We start from the raw sequence: 15,909 nt of genomic DNA on the forward strand, positions 1-15,909 counted from the left end.
AGAGAACATATGGTAAAAGAGAAATTCCAATTAATTTGGAAAAGAGAAATAAAAGAGTTAAATTCTATTGCAAGTTTTTATAGATATAAAAAAAATGGAGCTGAAATATTATCTATCCAAAATGATGATGAAAATAAAGTATTTGGAATTACTTTTAGGACTCCGCCTAAAGATTCTACAGGTGTTGCACATATTTTAGAACATTCTGTACTTTGTGGATCCAAAAAATATCCTGTGAAAGAACCATTTGTTGAGTTATTAAAAGGCTCCATGCAGACCTTTTTAAATGCCCTGACCTTTCCAGATAAGACTTCTTATCCTGTTGCTTCTCAAAATGAGAAGGACTTTTATAACTTAATAGATGTGTATTTAGATGCTGTATTTAATCCCCTTCTTACAAAAGAGATATTTATGCAAGAAGGATGGCACATAGAAATAGATGACGACGATTTAAATAAAGCCAAAATAGTGGGAGTTGTTTACAATGAGATGAAAGGTGCATATTCATCTCCTGATTCTATGTTAATGGAATACTCTCAGCAAACACTTTTCCCTTTAACCTGCTATGGTTTTGACTCAGGGGGACATCCTGATGAAATTGTACAACTAACTTATGAAGATTTTGTAGAATTTCACAGGACATATTATCACCCATCAAATTCCCGAATATTTTTTTGGGGAAAGGACTCTGAACAAAAAAGACTTGAAATATTGGATGAGTATTTAAGAAATTTTGATGAAATAGAGGTATCTTCAACTATTCCTATGCAAAATAAATTCACCAGACCCAAAGAATTTGAATTCTATTATCCAGCATCAGAAAACTCAAAGCCATTTATTACTTTTAACTGGTTATTAGAGGAAACATCACTTTTATACATTAATTTAGGTTTGCAAATACTTGAATATTTACTCATCAACATGGATTCATCAGTGCTCAAGAAAAATTTAATAGAGTCTGGACTGGGCGAAGGACTTTGTGGAGTTGGGTTAGAACAGGATATTAAACAGATGTTTTTTTCAACTGGACTTAAAGGTGTGAAAGAAGAAAATTTTCAAAAGGTCTGGAAAATAATAAATAATTCCTTGGAAGATATTTATAAAAATAATTTTGACAAAAAATTAGTAGATGCTGCTATAAATAGTTTTGAATTTGATTTAAGGGAGCTAAATACCGGAAATTATCCAAGGGGACTTATTGTAATGTTCAGGGCACTTAGTACCTGGCTCTATGATGAAGACCCCTTGCTTACCCTTTGTTTTGAAAAACCTTTAAATTTAATTAAGCAAAATATTGCTGAAGGTGAGAGGATATTTGAAGAACTTGTTGCAAAATATTTTCTAAACAACCAACACAGGACAACTGTAAAATTAATTCCAAAAAAAGAACTGGCTAAAGAACTTGTAATACAAGAACAAAAAAGGATTGAAAAGGTCTTATCTAAGGTAAAGGATAAAAAAATTATATATCAGGATTTAAAGAAGTTTAAGGAATATCAAAAAAAGCAGGATAAAGAAGAAGACATAAAAAAGATTCCCCATTTAAAATTAAAAGATATAGATAGAGAAGAAAAAGAAGTGCCTACTACTATATCAAATACAGAGTATGGGGATGTATTATACCACGATATTGAGACTAATAACATATTATATTTTGATATAGCCTTTGATTTAAAATCAGTACCCCAAAAATATCTAGGTTATGCAAACTTAATTGGCCGTGCTCTAACTGAGATGGGTACTATAAAACACGATTATGTATCTTTAGATAAGATTATTCAGGCTAAAACTGGGGGCATATACCATGAAACTTTTATATCAAGAAATGTAACAGGGAATAATATTGCCTATTTAATTATTAGATCTAAAACACTTAAAGATAATATCCCGGATCTTTTTGAGATATTAACAGAGATATTTCAATATCCATCTTTGAACAATAAGGAGAGATTTTTACAGATATTAATGCAAGAAAAGGCAAAATTGGAAAGTATGCTTATTCCTGCAGGTCACATGGTTGTGTCTACAAGGCTTGGAGCTAAACTTGATTTAAGTGGTTGGATAAATGAACAAATTGGCGGCATCTGCTATTTACTCTTCTTAAGATATTTAATTGAAAGGACGCAAAATAACTTTGAGGATGTATTAAAGGACCTAGAGGAAACTTTTGATTATTTGTATAAATCATCTACTATTATTTTTAATTTAACAGGTAATAGTGAAATTTTAACAAAGGCAGATTCCCATGTAAGTGCCTTTGGGAGAGAAATCAACAGCCCAAAAAAATACATTCACAAGATGATTTATCAAAATGTTAAAGGAAACGAGGCCATAGTTGTCCCAGCTCAAGTAAATTATGTTGGCAAAGGCGTTAATCTTAAAGAGACTGGCTATGAATTTAAAGGATCTCATCTAGTTGTTACACGATATTTAAGAAATACCTATATATGGGATAAAATCAGAGTCCAGGGCGGTGCTTATGGAGGATTTATAAATCTAGATAGATTTTCAAAAATACTCAGTTTTGTGTCTTACAGGGATCCAAATTGTGTAAATACATTACGAGTTTATGATGACACAGCCAATTATTTAAACAAATTAGATATCACAGACACAGAGATTGAAAAGGCAATAATTGGTACAATCTCTGTCATTGATGCCTACAAATTGCCAGATGCAAAGGGACTTCAAGCATTGATGAGATATATTGTTGGCGAGGACCAAAAGATAAGACAAAAAATTAGAGACGAGGTGTTGTCCTGTACAAAGGAAGATTTTAGATCCTTTGCCGAATTTGTCGGCACTATTAAGGATAAGGGAGTAATTGTGATATTAGGTGATGAGAATAAAATCAAAGAAGCGGTGAAAAGTGGTATAACCATCCAAAATATTTGGAATATTATGGAATAAATTTTTTAATAAACCTCTTGACTTCTATTTATTGGTTTTTATTTTTTTAAGTAGAAAAAGAAAGAAAAAATCCTAAAAAAGGAGGTGATGGGATATGTTAGGACTAAGGTTTCTACCAGCATTAAGAGAGAGTGATGTAACAAAAAGCGAATCAATCTTTGATCTAATGGAAAATTTTTGGAGAGATCCCTTTAATTTCTCTCTCTTTAGAGAAGCGACATATCCCGCTATAAATATAAGCGAGAATGAAAAAGAGATTAAGGTAAAGGCAGAACTGCCAGGGCTTGAACCAAAAGATGTAGAACTTACAATTCAAAACAACACATTGATTTTAAAGGGAGAAAAGAAATTAGAAGAAGAGGAGAAAAAAGATAATTTCCACAGGATTGAATGCAGTTATGGTTCCTTCTATAGGTCAATACCTTTGCCAACAGAGATTGATGAATCTAAAGTATCTGCGAAGTTCAAAAACGGTGTATTAGAAGTAAGGTTACCTAAAAAAGAAGAGGCAAGGGGTAAAAAGATACCAATTGAGTCCTAAAAAAGGTAAAAAGAGGGGGTTTTAAACCCCCTTTTTTATTTTTTCTATTTTTTGCTATTAACTTTATTTGTTAGCCAATTTAACCACTCATCAAAGCCTTGTCCAGTTTTGGCAGAGACCATAAATATGTCAATATCTGGATTTAGAGTTCGTACAACCTTTTTGACCTTTTCCAGGTCAAAATCAAGATAAGGTAGAAGGTCAATTTTATTTATAACTAACACCTTTGCTTCTGAGAAAAGTAAGGGATATTTTTCTGGCTTATCATCTCCTTCAGGGATACTTAAGAGAGCGATTTTAAAATCTTCACCAACTTTAAACTCTGCAGGACAAACTAAATTGCCTACATTTTCAATAAAGAGTATGTCTAGACCATCTAAATTCATCCTTTGTATCGCAGCATAGATCATATTGCTATCCAGATGACAGGCACCATCTGTATTTATCTGCACTGTCTGTACTCCTGTTTGTGCAATCCTTTGGGCATCTGCTGTGGTCTGGATATCACCTTCAATAACTCCTAGATTAAATTGATTTTTTAAGGCAGATAAAGTCCTTACCAGGAGGGTAGTTTTGCCTGCGCCAGGTGAACTAATTAAATTGAGTACAAGGATATTGTTTTTGTCAAATTTTTCTCTAAGCTCAGTTGCTCTTTCTTCATTTTTTTCTAAAATTTTTCTGATTACTGGAATTTTCATCTAAAATACTCCCTTATTCTGCTTCAATGTATTCAATTAAAAGCTCTTTTCCAGAGACTATTTTATGTCCAATCTCTGTACCACAATTGGGACATGGCGCCTGGATAATTGAGCCAATATATTTCTGATCTTCTGGTAAAAATTCCTTAGAACATTTTGAACATCTAAGTTTTATTGGAGTGATTTCTATCTCCAACATAGCACCAGGCCAAGGAGTATCCTGGAGCAGCATATCAAAGCAAACCTGAAGTGCTTCTGGTACTATTGCATTTAGTTTACCTGCCCTGATCTTCACCTTCAACAAGACCTTCATCTTGTTTTTGGTCATCTCTTGTTTAACAACATCCATAATTCCCTGTGCAATGGACATCTCATGCATTTAATTTTAATTCCTTATAGTTAGGGCTTTCCTATAAAATAAATACTCCATCTTGATAAATAACCCTTTTACCTCCGCCTTTTAAGTGGGCTGTTACCCTTTTTTGTTCAGTATTTACCAGGTCCCAGTGAAGGGCGGAGTCATTAAATCCAAGCTGATCTTTCAATTCTTTTGTTAATTTATCCCCACCTAGAACATAGGTTTCAGCATATGATGCTCCAAGGGCTATGTGACAATTTCCATACTCTCCTCCAAAATTTTCATCATATAAGGTATGTGCCATAAATTTGTCTATTCTTGAAAATCTCTTGTCAGTTAAGGAAAACTCACCAATTTTACAGGCATTCTCATCTACCTGGATCTGTTTTTCTACAAAAATTTCCCCTTGTTCAGCTGATAGCTTTACCACCCTTCCTTCCTTAAATTCTAGTTCAAGTCCTTTTACTATGTTTCCAGACCTAAAGGAAGGTTGGTCCATATAAAAGATACCTTTTGTTCCCCGCCAGTCAGGTGATGTAAAAATCTCAAAACTTGGGATATTGTGGCCAGATACTCCTATCCACTGTCTATGTGATCCAATAGTTACATATAAATCACACCTTTCAGACTCTAAATGTAAGGTTTCTATTTGAAGGGAATTTAAAAATTCCTTTATTTGTTTTGCATTTTCAAAAATTTCCTGCCACTTTTTCTCTGGCTCCTCATAATCTAAATAACAGGCCTTGATGATTTGATCTGTATAATCATCTATGCTAAGTCCTGCATTTTTAGCCAGTTCTTCTGTTGGCATAAGACAGAGGGTCCATGAAAACAATCCCTTATTTTCCCTTTCATCTAAAATATCTCTCAAGATTTTTCTTGAAATTAAGGACTTGCCAATTTTTGCAGGATCAACATCTTTTAAATGAGTTAATGACTCAGGTGCCAAGATTGATATAAGACCATTTAAATTATTAAAAAGTTCTTTCTCCCCTGGAGGTATGAAGGAGATTTGATCTTCATCACCAATTAAATAAAATGAATGTTCCATTGAGGGGGAAAAGGTTATCCTCTGAACAGGATACATCTTTTTTTTCAAAATTTCAGTAAATACTACAGTGGCAAGATCCCTACCTGGAAGGTCATATCTCACCAGGATTATATCTTCTTTTGAAAAATTTTCTAACCGTGCAGTCTCAAGTCCCCAAAAAAGGACCCTGGCGTACTTTTCTAACAACTTTTTGTCCAACATCTAAAATACCCCTTTTTTATTATATTTTAGCTCAAATACTGGTAAGATGTTATAAAGACATTAGAGGATTTGCAAGGGAAAAGAGGGATTTTTAAATTTATGAGTTTATTTATCTTCCCATAGCTCCAGGTCTCGTAAAAGAAGTTTTCTTTGGAAGACTCAGAAGAGAGATGGATTTCTTTCTTGAAAGAGTTATTCTATTAAATTTTTATTGGATTTAATTGTCTCGAAGATGGCCCCTTTACAGGCAAAAAATGCTAATAAAAAACTCGCTTTGGTAAGGATAAGATTTTAGGATGAGATGGAAACATTATCACTGCTAATTTTTTAACTTAAGAAATTTAAACCCACCCTGTAACTTCCATGTATTTTTTTACTCCATACTGTTTTTGCAAAGGTGAAAAATTCTTCCTCTTTTTTTGTGGGGAAAAATATCACTCTCACTATTGACCCTTCTTTTAAATAATGCTTGCTTATAAGACCTATGCCATTTTGACTTATATCAATCCCTTGACACACATATTTAATAACTTTAGGATTCTGATTCTCTAAAATACTTTGTTCCACATAAACAGGTTTTTTAAATTTTCTTCTTTTACTTGACCTTTTTTCATTTTTTATGCAATTAACCATGTAGTATGTTTAATTAACCTTTTACCTTTTTGTCAATCCCTCTTTTGAGGGATTAATTTTAGAAAATAGAGAATGAACCTTTTAAAAATAATTCAAAAAAGAAAACCTCCTGGAATTCTTCTATTTAATAAAGAAGGAGAGATTGTATTTTTTAATGAACAAACTTTAGAGATCTTTCCTGACCTTAATAACCTCCCACCCATAGTATTAAAATTGCGTAAGGAGGCAAGAGAATATCCAAATTCGAAAGATAGGGCTGCCCTTTTAAATATAACCCCAAAAAAAACTTTTGCCCTTAGAGCTATGCCATTAAAAAGCGAAAATTTTCAAGATAGTTATATTATGATCCTTATAGAAAAAATAGCAGACAAATCAATAGATCTTGCTAAAATTCAGGATAAATATAAGCTGACCCATAGACAAATGGAGGTGATTAAATTAATATGTGATGGCTTATCAAATAAAGAAATAGCAGAAAAACTCTTTCTCTCTGAATTTACAGTAAAAGATCATCTTAAAAAGATCATGAAAAAATTGAATGTTAATTCAAGAAATGAAATTATTTCCATGTTAATGAAAAGCTCACAACGGTAAGGAATATAGTAAAAATTTATTAATATACCAATAAAATGGTGGCAAAAGATATCAAGATGGTGTATAGGACACGCTTAGTTATAGAAATTTTGAAGATTTAGAAAGGAAGTAAATTTATCTGCAATAGGAGGATATAATGAGAAAAAGCCAGGTGTGTTTGAAAATCTTTTTTCTTATTTTTATTGGTTGTAGTTTATTTTTAATCGAATCAAAATCTTACGCCCAGGACTACTTAATCGCCCCAGCAGATGTTATTGAAATCTCCATTTGGGGAGAAAAGGATTTAATAAGACAAATAGTTGTGAGACCAGATGGAAAGATATCCTTCCCTTTGATTGGAGACTTAGTTGTAGCTGGAAAAACAACTACTCAGGTAAAAAAAGAAGTTGAAACCAAGATTCATGAGTATATTCCTGATGCTATTGCATCGGTAATAGTAGTGCAGCTTGGTAGTCTTCAATATTATGTGGTTGGAAAGGTAAACAAGCCTGGAGTATTTAATGTCTCCAAGCCAATTACTGTGCTTCAGGCCCTTGCCCTTGCTGGAGGACTCACCACCTTTGCAGATGAAAAACATATTTTTATTATTAGGTATTATGGAGAGAAAACCCAAAAATTTTCCTTTAATTACAAAGAGATAAAAAAGGGAAAAAATTTAAAACAAAATATTTTACTAAAAAGGGGGGATGTGGTCCTTGTTCCTTAAAAAGCTTTTAATATTGTCTTTGATATGTTTATTTTTTTTTGGAAAAAAAGTTTTTTGCTATGACATTTCATTTAATCCTGGAATTGATTTTGAAGAAGAGTATAATGATAATATTTTGTTTTCATACAACTATTGTCTGGAAGATTTTGTTACCAGGATTAATCCTAAATTCCGACTTAATTTAACATCAGAACAAACTGATATATCTTTAAATTCAAAGTTGAGTTTTGAAAATTTTTTACACAATTCTGAATTAAATACAGTAAAAACTAACAATGTGTTTTTAATCAAAGAAAATTGGAACCTAAAAAATCTTTCAAATATTAATATAAATTTTATTAAGGATTCTACTTTAGAAACTGAATTGCAACAGGCAGGAATAGTTGCGAAAAGGACAGATAGATACAACTATGGCTTAAGTTGGTCACATAATTATATTTTAAATGAAACTATTTCATTTTCTGGAGGCGGGACATTAAGAAGGACTCATTATCCAGATAATTATTATCCTGACATGGAACTTTGGGGGGTAAATTTAAATCCTATTATTAGTATTAGTTCTAAGGATATAATGGGATTGTTTATTAATTACTATAATGCAGATTATGAAAATGATACCACAATAAAGACCTTTTCTAGTGATTTATATTGGTCTAAAGACTTAAATAATACTTTAAAGTTGACATTTGGTACGGGTTATAGAATTACTTGGAGTAAATATTATGAAATTCGTTACCTTTATTTTTTAGAACCAATTCTCCATCAACTAATTGTTATTCCAATAAAGCAAAGAAAAAAAGAAAAAAATACAGGATTAATATTTAGATTTAATTTACAAAAGGCATGGACAAAAAGGTTTTCTACAACTATTACAGCAAATAGAGTACAATATAATACTACGACTGCAACTAGCTCTGTTGTCAACAATATATCAACATCATTTAATTACAAATTAAAAGAAACAATAGGAACCAAATTGCTTATTAAATATAGTAAGACAAAGGAGGAAACATCTAATGGTAAAAAATCTAATTATTTCCTTATATCACCTGTTTTGAATTGGAGATTAGATGATAATCTTTCCTTAAGTTTTGGTACCAATTATGAATATGTTAAACACAAGAGGCCAAATTATAATAAACACAGATATAAATGTTGGATAAGAATAACATATTCATACCCAAGATTATTTGCAACACATTAAAAATGTTTTAAAGGAGTCATTAATGATGGAAGATGTACAAGCTCAAGAGATTGTTAAAATTAAGGAAATTATTTATAGAAGGAAATGGTGGTTAATTGTTCCATTTGTTGCAGTGGTGCTTTTAATGGGTATAATATGTATAATTTTGCCGAATATCTACCAATCTACAGCCACAATTCTTATAGAAAGCAGACAAATTCCATCAGATTTAGTGCCATCTTCTGTAATCAGTTATGCAGAACAAAGGATCCAATCCATAACGCAAGAAGTAATGTCCAGAAATAGAATTTTAAATCTCGTAAAAAAGTATGATCTACTTCCAGATAAAAGAGAAAAACTCACTACCGATGAATTGGTAGAAAAAATAAGAGACCGCATTAAGGTTGAACCTATTAATGCTGAAATAAATGAAAATAAATTTGGCCGTCCCATATATCTTGCAATTGCATTTACTGTATCTTATGAAGATGAAGATCCCAAAAAGGCTCAAATGGTAACAGCTGAGCTTAGTTCATTTTTTCTTGAAAAAAATTTAGAGGTTAGAGAAAAACTTGCCAGGCAAACCACAAAATTTTTAAAACAGCAATTAAAGGAAATTAAGGATCAAATGGCGGAATTAGAATCAAAAATAGCAAAATTTAGAAAGGAACACATTGATGAATTGCCTGAATTTACCAATCTTAATATGCAAAAATTGGAGAAATTAAATAGCGATATATCCAATATAAATATGCAGATACGTTCTTTGAAAGAGCAAGAAGCTTCTTTAAGAAACAGATTGGCTTCCTTAGATCCTTATATAGGTTCAAGCAGCAGAGTGTTAAGTCCAGAAGAGCGGCTCCAACAGGCAAGATTAGAATATGCTGAACTAGTATCTAAATATTCTCCAAAACATCCTCTAGTAGTGGCCAAAAAAAAGGAATTGGAACTCCTTGAAAAAGAAGCAGGAGTTGGAGAAAATCTTAAGAAAATGGAAGAAGAGTTACAAAATCTTGAGACAGAATATGCGAATTTAAAATCCAGATATTCAGATAAACATCCAAAAGTGAAAAGCACAAAAAGACAAATTAATGAGCTTAAGAAAAAAATAAGAGAATTACAAAAAAAACTTGAAGAAAACGATAAATTGCTATCAAAAGAGCCTACAAACCCTGCATACATCAGCATAAAAAGTGACTTAGATAAAATTAAGGTGTCTATTGCGTCTTTAAATCAAGAAAAAGCCAGACTGGAAAAACAAAGAGAAGAGATATACAAAAAATTACATGCAATGCCAGAAGTAGCAAAGACCTATAATGAACTTAACAATGAGTATGAAAATTTAAAATTACATTACAGAGAAGTTCAACAAAAACTCCTCACTGCCCGTCTATCTGAAGGTGCAGAAGAAGAACAACTGGGTGAAAAATTTAAGCTCATTGAACCTGCTTTTTTGCCCGAAGAACCAATCAAACCCAACAGATTGGCGTTAATGTTAATAGGTATTGTACTTGGACTAGGAGTTTCAGTAGGTTCTGCAGCAATCCGAGAATATACTGATAGAACAGTTAAAGATCCTAACACATTACAAAAACTTACACAAGCGCCAGTACTCTGCATTGTACCTAAAATAATTTCTCCAGAGGAACAAAAGGCAATAAAAAAGAAGAGAATTATTATAATAGCAATACTATGTCTTTTGGTTATAGGGGGAATAGCTGTATTTCATTTTTTTATAATGGACCTTTATGTGTTTTTTGCAAAACTAAATCGTTTTATATGGAAAAAAACAACTTTTTAATTGGAGATAGCTATGAGTAAATTAAAAAAAGCACTTGAAAAAGCTAAGGCAGAACATGATAAACAGGAAGAAAAGAAAGATGTATTTCAAAAAGAATATATTGAGAAAGTCACAGATGTTAAAGATATACAATATGTCTACACAAAAGTTGTAGAAGTTTCCCATGATTTATTAAAGGAAAATAAATTAGTTGCAGTGGATGAAACCCACTCTGTAACAGATCAGTTTAAGCTTTTACGCACAAGGATATTTCAGTTAACCAGAAATAAAGGCTTAAATACGATTATGGTCAGTGGATTTGATTCAGATGAAGGTAAAAGTTTGGTTGCTGCAAATCTTGCTATTGCCATTGCAAAAGACACTAGACAAACTACGTTATTAGTAGATGTGGATTTTAGAAGACCTACTATACATAAATTATTTGGGATAGATTCTAGTAAAAAGGGATTGAAACAATATTTTGAAGACAATATTCCTTTGCAAGATCTCTTTATTAGTCCTGGTATAAATAAATTATCTATTTTAATTGCAGGAGGAAATATTCCAAATGCCCCTGATCTTATAGGTTCTCCAAAGATGGAAGAACTTGTGAGGGAAGTGAAAAATAGATATCCTGATAGATATATTATTTTTGACACCCCTGGATTAAATACTTGTCCTGATCCTTTAGTCTTTTCTCAATATATTGATGCGATTATTCTTGTTGCCAGGTCAAATTATACATCTATTGATAGTGTAAAAAGCGTTATGGAGGTCTTACCAAAAGAAAAATTACTTGGAACAGTTTTTAATGATGTAAAATTTGTCAAAAGCAATATTTATTCATAATAACTCCTTTAAATTTTTTGTTAAAAGTGATTATTATCCAGAAATATCTCTTACATTAAAGGTTTTTGTTTATTTTGTACTTTTTTATTAATGAATATAACAATGGCCTGGAAATCCCTAATTGCCTCGCTGTCTTAGACTTATTCCAGTTGTTTTTTTTAAGAGTCGCCTCCAATAAAGATCGTTCTACACTTTGCTTTGACTGTTTTAACAGATTGGTTTTATAAGGATTTTTTTTACGTCTTTCTGCCACAGAGCCTGCAATCAAATAGGCTGGTAAGTCTTTGAGTTCGATACGCTTTGTTTCAGAGGATATTGCAGCTTGTTCAACCACATTTTTTAACTCCCTTACATTGCCTGGCCACGTCCAAGTATCAAAACAGCGGAGGACCTCCTTGCTTATTTCATCTACAGCAATTTTTGTTTCTTCTTTAAAGGAACTCAGAAAATAATCAACCAACTCAGGTATATCCTCTTTTCTTTCTCTTAAAGGCGGGATATTGAGGGTGAGAACACTGAGTCTATAAAAGAGATCCTCCCGAAAAAGTCCTTGTTTTACCAATTCGCTGAGATCTCTATTGGTAGCTGAAATTACTCTAAAATCTAATTCTATGGGCTTATTTCCTCCAACCCTTTCAATTCTATGGTCTTGTAGTACCCGCAGCAGCTTAGGTTGAAGATTTAAATCCAGAGAGGATATTTCGTCTAAAAATATTGTCCCACCATTTGCCATCTCAAACTTGCCACACTTTCCATCTTTTTTTGCTCCGCTAAATGCTCCAGGTTCATATCCAAAAAGCTCACTTTCCAGAAGTTCCTTAGGGATGGATGGGCAATTTACTACGATGAATGGACCCGTTTTTCTTGGACTTGCCATATGGATTGCATGGGCAAATAGCTCCTTTCCGGTCCCACTTTCCCCTGTAATCAAAATAGGTGAATTGGTAATAGCATATTTTTTGGCCAGTTTAATTACTGAGTTTATTGACTCACTCTTTCCTACAATATTTTTAAAAGAATATTTTGCTCCACGGAGTCTTTGTATCTCTTTTTCATAATAATTTACTTTATTTTCTAAGGCCTTATATTTAAGTAACAGCTTTCGTACCTCAGAAATATCATTAAAGACCGTAATAGACATAGCACCAATTATTTTGTTGTTGTTATCGCGAAGGGGAAACCTATGAACAATAGCCTTGGTTCCCCAACTTGTCTCATAGGGGAGTCCTAGTTGAGGAACACCAGTCTTTAATACATCCAACAACTCCGCATTGCCATTAATCGTGGAAAAATGTTTTCCTAACACATCCAAATTGCTTATACCTGAAATCTCTTCATGCCCCCTATTTCTAAAAACTACGACTCCTCTATCATCTATGATAGTTATTCCCAGGGAATTGTTATTTCCTATAGCCTCAAGGAGGGCTAAAGCCTTTTGGTTAGATATCAACATATTAAACAAGCTCCTAAATAAGGTTTACTGTAGTTTTTAATTTATCTAGTGCATGAAACAATTGTCAATAAAAATTACATGTCACTAATATTTACATAATAAATCCCATAATACCAACTGATTAACTAGAAGGGTTACTATTTTTTACAAGATGTTCTTATTAAATTGGTTCAGGTAACATGGTTTTATCTCAAAAATTAATTTGATTTATTATGTACACATCTGGAACAACTGGTATACCCAAGGGGGCCCTTCTACCACATAGAAAGACATTTTATAACACCTTTAATGCTGTGCTTTATTTTGATTTAACATCTAAAGATGTGATGTTGGTGGTAATGCCTTTGTTCCATTCTGGTGGATTAAATATTGCGGCAGTCCCCACACTCTACACTGGAGGCACCATTGTTATTCAAAAATCTTTTGATCCCAAACAAACCCTGTCTTTAATTGAAAAGCATAAAATTACCCTCGCTATGTTGGTCCCCACTATGCTCAATTTTATGCTCAAACGGGCAAATTTAGATGATTATGACTTGAGTTCTATTAGGACTTTGATGGTTGGAGGCGAACCAATTCCTTTGACCTTAATAAAGGCATATATGGACAGGGGTATTCCTATAAGACAGGTATTTGGTCAGACTGAGACATCTATTCTCTTGTGGTTGTCTGAAGAAGATACTATTAGAAAAATAGGTTCTGTAGGAAAACCAGTGTTTCATAGTGAGGTGCGGGTTGTCAATAAGAATGGGGAGGACGTTGCGCCTAAGGAAGTAGGGGAAATCATAGTAAAAGGACCTGTACAGATGTTAGGTTATTGGAACGATCCAAAACAAACAGCCGAAACCATCAGGAATGGATGGCTTCATACTGGTGACCTCGCAACCGTGGATGAGGAAGGTTTTGTTTATATTGTAGATCGTGAAAAAGATATGTATATTAGTGGAGGTGAAAATGTATATCCAGCGGAAATAGAAAGGGTTTTAGGAGAACACCCAAAAATATTAGAAGTGGCTGTGATTGGTGTTCCAGATGAAAAGTGGGGAGAGGTAGGAAAGGCGCTGATTGTTCCAAAAACCGGGGAAAAGCTGACCAAGGAGGAGGTTCTTGATTTTCTAAAGGATAAATTAGCAAAATATAAAATTCCAAAACACGTGGAATTTACTACTGAATTTCCTAAAACAGCCAGTGGCAAAATCAAAAAGGTGGAACTCAGAAAAAAATTCGGAGGTAAAAAGGTAATTGAAAGGGTAAAAAACAGTTAAAAAAGTATATTATAAGGGGGGGTAAGGTGAAAGACAAATTAGAAGAAATAGAACATAAGAAAAAACAATGGGAACAAGAACTATTATTTAAAAAGAAATTTTCAAGTGCTACCACTTCCTGGGGTCATGAGCTAGAGGTGGTTTACACGCCTGATAATCTGAAGGATACTGATTATCTTAAAGATATTGGTTTTCCTGGAGATTTTCCTTTTGTAAGGGGTGTTTACCCATCTATGTACAGGGGCAAACTCTGGACTATGAGACAATATGCAGGATTCGGAACCCCTGAAGAAACAAACGCCCATTTTAAATATCTTTTAGAACAGGGAAATACTGGACTTAGTGTTGCCTTTGATCTTCCCACTCAAATTGGGCTGGACTCAGACAATCCCATAGTGGAAGAAGAAGTTGGTCGAGTAGGGGTGGCTGTTGATACCTTAAAAGATATGGAAATAATTTTTGATGGAATACCACTTGATAAAATAACCACTTCTTTTACTGTTAATCCAACTGCATCAATAATCCTTGCCATGTACATTGCAGTGGCGGAAAAACAGGGCGTTTCCCCCAAAAAAATTGGGGGCACCCTACAAAATGATATATTAAAAGAATATCTGGCCAGAGGAACACAAGTTTTCCCTCCAGGTCCTTCAATAAGATTAATAGGTGATATTATTGAATACTGTAAAGATCATGTGCCTAGAATGAATACTATCAGCATTTGTGGATATCATATGCGTGAAGCTGGATGCAGTCTTGTTCATGAAGTGGCCTATTGTCTCTTGGATGCAATTGTTTATGTGGAAGAGGCATTAAAGAGGGGAATTGATATAGATGACTTCGCCCCTAGACTTAGCTTTCTTTTAGGATGTGGCATGAATCTCTTTGAAGAAGTTGCTAAAATTCGTGCTGCAAGGAGACTATGGGCAAAGATAATGAAAAATAGATTTAAGGCAAAAAATCTCAATTCCATGAAAATGCGTATTTTTAGCGGGTGTTTGGCAACTTCTTTTACAGCAAAAGAGCCCCTTAACAATATTATAAGGGGAACTATCATGACCCTAGTTGCAGCGCTAGCAGGGTGCAACGCTATACACACCACTTCCTATGATGAAGCTTATGCTATCCCATCAAAAAAGGCCATCCGTACAGCACTACGAACTCAACAGATCATAGCTTATGAAACAGATGTGGCTTCAGTTGCTGATCCTATGGGAGGTTCATATTTTCTTGAATATTTAACAAATAGAATTGAGGAAGAAGTTGAAAAGGAGATGCAGCGTATTGAAGAAAAAGGTGGAATATTAAAGGGAATAGAAGAGGGAATTATTCAGGAAGATATTGTTAAACAGGCCTTTGAGCTAGAACAAAAGATCCAGAAGGGAGAAAAGATAATTGTGGGTGTTAACAAGTTTGTATCAGATGAAAAAGAAGAAGAAATTGAGTTACATCAGCCGAGTAAAGATGTGTTAGATAAACAAGTTTCTAGACTAAAAAAGATTAAAGAGGAAAGGGATAATCAAAAGGTTCAAAAGGCACTCGCCGAAATACGTAAAGTAGCGGCTGGAGATGGCAATTTAATGGAACCAATCTTGGAAGCTGTTCGTAATTATGCAACCCTTGGAGAGATAACTAATGCCTTAAAAGATGTTTTCGGCGAGTATAGCGAAGCAGCACTATAAATCAT

At 33.3% G+C, this 15,909-nt stretch carries 14 protein-coding genes; 9 read left to right on the top strand and 5 right to left on the bottom strand.

What is annotated here, in order from left to right; all coding sequences use genetic code 11:
* Positions 1-9 precede the first annotated feature (9 nt).
* Positions 10-2,910, top strand: a complete 2,901-nt coding sequence (locus ACYQ1E_RS07090) for an insulinase family protein (RefSeq protein ID WP_459877095.1) — start codon at positions 10-12, stop codon at positions 2,908-2,910.
* Positions 2,911-3,004: 94 nt separating this feature from the next.
* Positions 3,005-3,451 carry an Hsp20/alpha crystallin family protein gene (locus ACYQ1E_RS07095; RefSeq protein WP_459877098.1) on the top strand — a complete coding sequence of 149 codons (447 nt, stop codon included), beginning with the start codon at positions 3,005-3,007 and terminating at the stop codon, positions 3,449-3,451.
* 44 nt (positions 3,452-3,495) lie between these two features.
* On the opposite strand, the gene hypB is transcribed toward ACYQ1E_RS07095, so the two are convergent.
* From hypB to ACYQ1E_RS07115, 4 genes are all read right to left on the bottom strand, one after another.
* The gene (hypB, locus tag ACYQ1E_RS07100) at positions 3,496-4,149 is read right to left on the bottom strand and encodes a hydrogenase nickel incorporation protein HypB (RefSeq protein WP_459877101.1); all 654 of its coding nucleotides are present in this window, start codon (positions 4,147-4,149) and stop codon (positions 3,496-3,498) included.
* Between the two features lie 13 nt (positions 4,150-4,162).
* Complete coding sequence (locus ACYQ1E_RS07105; RefSeq protein ID WP_459877104.1) at positions 4,163-4,528, bottom strand: hydrogenase maturation nickel metallochaperone HypA/HybF; 366 nt, start codon at positions 4,526-4,528, stop codon at positions 4,163-4,165.
* A 31-nt stretch (positions 4,529-4,559) separates the two neighbouring features.
* Positions 4,560-5,759 (bottom strand): aminopeptidase, encoded by a 1,200-nt coding sequence (locus ACYQ1E_RS07110; RefSeq protein WP_459877107.1) that lies wholly within the window; start codon positions 5,757-5,759, stop codon positions 4,560-4,562.
* A gap of 327 nt (positions 5,760-6,086) precedes the next feature.
* Positions 6,087-6,392 (bottom strand): PilZ domain-containing protein, encoded by a 306-nt coding sequence (locus ACYQ1E_RS07115; RefSeq protein WP_459877110.1) that lies wholly within the window; start codon positions 6,390-6,392, stop codon positions 6,087-6,089.
* 72 nt (positions 6,393-6,464) lie between these two features.
* Between ACYQ1E_RS07115 and ACYQ1E_RS07120 the strand changes: the two genes are divergently transcribed.
* From ACYQ1E_RS07120 to ACYQ1E_RS07140, 5 genes are all read left to right on the top strand, one after another.
* A complete protein-coding gene (locus ACYQ1E_RS07120; RefSeq protein WP_459877113.1) occupies positions 6,465-6,986 on the top strand; it encodes a response regulator transcription factor in 522 nt (173 codons plus the stop codon).
* Between the two features lie 136 nt (positions 6,987-7,122).
* Positions 7,123-7,692: a polysaccharide biosynthesis/export family protein gene (locus ACYQ1E_RS07125; RefSeq protein WP_459877115.1), complete on the top strand. Its 570-nt coding sequence runs from the start codon at positions 7,123-7,125 to the stop codon at positions 7,690-7,692.
* Positions 7,682-8,896 (top strand): hypothetical protein, encoded by a 1,215-nt coding sequence (locus ACYQ1E_RS07130; protein ID WP_459877118.1) that lies wholly within the window; start codon positions 7,682-7,684, stop codon positions 8,894-8,896. Before ACYQ1E_RS07125 ends, ACYQ1E_RS07130 begins: the two co-directional genes overlap by 11 nt.
* Positions 8,897-8,918: 22 nt before the next feature.
* Positions 8,919-10,676: a GumC family protein gene (locus tag ACYQ1E_RS07135; RefSeq protein WP_459877121.1), complete on the top strand. Its 1,758-nt coding sequence runs from the start codon at positions 8,919-8,921 to the stop codon at positions 10,674-10,676.
* A 12-nt stretch (positions 10,677-10,688) separates the two neighbouring features.
* Positions 10,689-11,504: a polysaccharide biosynthesis tyrosine autokinase gene (locus ACYQ1E_RS07140; protein WP_459877128.1), complete on the top strand. Its 816-nt coding sequence runs from the start codon at positions 10,689-10,691 to the stop codon at positions 11,502-11,504.
* A 55-nt stretch (positions 11,505-11,559) separates the two neighbouring features.
* Here ACYQ1E_RS07140 and ACYQ1E_RS07145 read toward each other — a convergent pair whose 3' ends face one another.
* Positions 11,560-12,957: a sigma-54 interaction domain-containing protein gene (locus tag ACYQ1E_RS07145; RefSeq protein ID WP_459877131.1), complete on the bottom strand. Its 1,398-nt coding sequence runs from the start codon at positions 12,955-12,957 to the stop codon at positions 11,560-11,562.
* A 212-nt stretch (positions 12,958-13,169) separates the two neighbouring features.
* Between ACYQ1E_RS07145 and ACYQ1E_RS07150 the strand changes: the two genes are divergently transcribed.
* Together ACYQ1E_RS07150 and ACYQ1E_RS07155 are read left to right on the top strand one after the other, a co-directional pair.
* Entirely contained in the window at positions 13,170-14,222 is a 1,053-nt protein-coding gene (locus tag ACYQ1E_RS07150; RefSeq protein ID WP_459877134.1) for an AMP-binding protein, read from the top strand.
* Positions 14,223-14,248: 26 nt separating this feature from the next.
* Positions 14,249-15,904: an acyl-CoA mutase large subunit family protein gene (locus ACYQ1E_RS07155; protein WP_459877137.1), complete on the top strand. Its 1,656-nt coding sequence runs from the start codon at positions 14,249-14,251 to the stop codon at positions 15,902-15,904.
* The last annotated feature ends 5 nt before the right edge of the window (positions 15,905-15,909 follow it).

The sequence above is a fragment of the Desulfothermus naphthae genome (genome assembly GCF_054657475.1).